This is a genomic window from Actinomadura formosensis NBRC 14204 (assembly GCF_001552155.1).
GTDB lineage: Bacteria > Actinomycetota > Actinomycetes > Streptosporangiales > Streptosporangiaceae > Spirillospora > Spirillospora formosensis.
In genome coordinates this window covers 1-2,457 of sequence record NZ_BCQQ01000260.1, presented here as the reverse complement: position 1 = coordinate 2,457, position 2,457 = coordinate 1, and the positions used below count along the sequence as shown (strand labels likewise).

General features: G+C 75.5%; 2 protein-coding genes. Both read left to right on the top strand.

Annotation, left to right across the window (positions count from 1 at the left end; translation table 11 throughout):
* Positions 1-188: 188 nt before the first annotated feature.
* Complete coding sequence (locus AF1_RS32325) at positions 189-1,382, top strand: acyl-CoA dehydrogenase family protein (RefSeq protein WP_067808116.1); 1,194 nt, start codon at positions 189-191, stop codon at positions 1,380-1,382.
* Entirely contained in the window at positions 1,379-2,452 is a 1,074-nt protein-coding gene (locus tag AF1_RS32320; RefSeq protein ID WP_067808113.1) for an acyl-CoA dehydrogenase family protein, read from the top strand. Before AF1_RS32325 ends, AF1_RS32320 begins: the two co-directional genes overlap by 4 nt.
* Positions 2,453-2,457 lie beyond the last annotated feature (5 nt).

Genomic DNA, 2,457 nt, shown 5'->3' with positions numbered 1-2,457 from the left:
CGCCGGGGGCCGCCGCCCGGAGGCGGCCCCCGGCGCCGCCCGGGATCCCGGCTCGGCTCGCGCCCCGGGCGGCCGAAGCGGTTGACGGGCCGTCCCGGCGGTTTCCGGCCCGGACGGTCATACCAACCGGTTGGTATGTTCCTTCGGGCGGCCGGCCGCCGCCCGTGCCCCGCGCGGAGGTTCGTTCTGTGAGCACAGCACCGCCCGACGACGATGAGCTGGACCGGCGAGTCGGCGAGTTCCTCGCCGCCCACGACCCCGCGGCCATGGATCCCCTGGAGTTCCTGCGCGCCCGGTTCGACGCGGGCCTCGCCTGGGTCCACTACCCCGAGGGGCTCGGCGGGCTCGGCGCCCCGCGCGCCCTGCAGCCCGCCGTCGACCGCCGGTTCGCCGAGGCGGGCGCGCCGGCCAACCATCCCGAGCGCAACGGCATCGGGCTCGGCATGGCCGCGCCGACGATCCTCGCGTTCGGCACCGGCGAGCAGAAGCGCCGCTTCCTGCGTCCGCTGTGGACGGGCGAGGAACCATGGTGCCAGCTGTTCAGCGAGCCGGGCGCCGGCTCCGACCTGGCCGCGCTCGCCACCCGCGCCGTCCGCGACGGCGACGCCTGGGTGATCAACGGCCAGAAGGTCTGGACGTCCATGGCCCACGAGGCGCGCTGGGCGATCCTCGTCACCCGCACCGACCCGGACGTCCCCAAGCACCGCGGCATGACGTACTTCGTGTGCGACATGACCGCGCCGGGCGTCGAGGTCCGGCCGCTGCGGCAGCTCACCGGCGAGGCCGAGTTCAACGAGGTGTTCCTCACCGACGTCCGCATCCCCGACGCGCACCGGCTCGGCGAGGTCGGGCAGGGCTGGCAGGTCGCCACCACGACGCTGATGAACGAGCGGGTCGCGATCGGCGGTGCCGGCGCGCCCCGCGAGAGCGGCATGATCGGCGTCGTCGCCGCGCTGTGGCGGGACCGTCCCGAACTGCGCACCCCCGGCCTCCACGACGCGCTACTGCGGGCGTGGGTCGAGACGGAGGCGGCCCGGCTCACCGGGGAGCGGCTGCGCCAGCAGCTCACCGCCGGGCGGCCCGGGCCGGAGGGCTCGGGCGCCAAGCTCGCCTTCGCCGAGCTCAACCAGCGGGTCTCCGGCCTGGAGCTGGAACTGCTCGGCGAGGACGGCCTGCGCTACGACGACTGGACGATGCGCCGCCCCACCGAGGTCGACTTCACCCGCCGCTCGCCCGGCTACCGCTACCTGCGCGCCAAGGGGAACTCCATCGAGGGCGGCACCTCGGAGATCCTGCGCAACATCATCGCCGAGCGCGTCCTCGGCCTGCCCGGTGAGATCCGCGTCGACAAGGACGCGGCGTGGAAGGACCTGCCCCGATGAGCGACCTGCTGTACAGCGAGATCGAGACCGATCTTCGCGGGAGCCTCCGCGAACTCCTGGCGGACAAGGCGCCCTGGACGTCGGTCCTCGCCGGCACCGAGAAGGACGAGCCGTACGACGCGGCGCTGTGGCACGCCGTCGCCGGCCGGCTCGGCTGCGCGGGCCTGCCCGTCCCCGAGGACCTCGGCGGCGCGGGCGCGACCTGGCGCGAGACGGCCGTCGTGCTGGAGGAGCTGGGGCGCTTCGCCGCGCCCGTCCCGTTCCTGACCAGCTCGGTGATCGCGACGGCCGCGCTGCTGGCCGCCGGGGAGCGGGAACTGCTCGCCGAGGTGGCCGCGGGGGAGAAGATCGCCGTCCTGGCCGTCCCGTTCAGCACCGGGCCCGGCCCGGTGACGCCCACCGTCCGGGCGCCGGACGGGACGCTGACCGGCGAGGTCACCAGCGTCGCCGACGGCATGGCCGCCGACGTGTTCCTCGTCCCGGCGCCCGGTGGGCTCTACGCGGTGGACGCCGCCGGCGCCCGCCGCACCGCCGTGACCTCGCTCGACATGACCCGGCGGCTCGCCGACGTCGTTTTCTCCGGCGCATCCGCCCGGCGCGTCGCGGACGGGACGGAGGCGGTCCGCGCGGCCCTGCTGACCGGTGCGGCGATGCTGGCGTCCGAGCAGCTCGGCCTCGCCGAACGCTGCCTGGACGACACGGTCGCCCACCTGAAGACCCGGTACCAGTTCGGCCGCCCGGTCGGCTCCTACCAGGGACTCAAGCACCGCCTCGCCGACCTGTGGACGTCCATCACCCAGGCCCGCGCCGTGGCCCGCCACGCCGCTTCCTGCGCGGCCGCCGCCGACGGGGACCTGCCGATCGCGGCGGCCGTCGCGCAGGCGCACTGCTCGGCCGTCGCGCTCAAGGCGGCCGAGGAGTGCGTGCAGATGCACGGCGGCATCGGCTTCACCTGGGAGCACCCCGCGCACCTCTACCTGAAACGCGCGAAGGCCGACTCCATCGCCCTCGGTACCGCCGGCCACCACCGCGCCGTGCTCGCGGCCCTGGTCGACCTGCCCCCGGCCTGACGCCC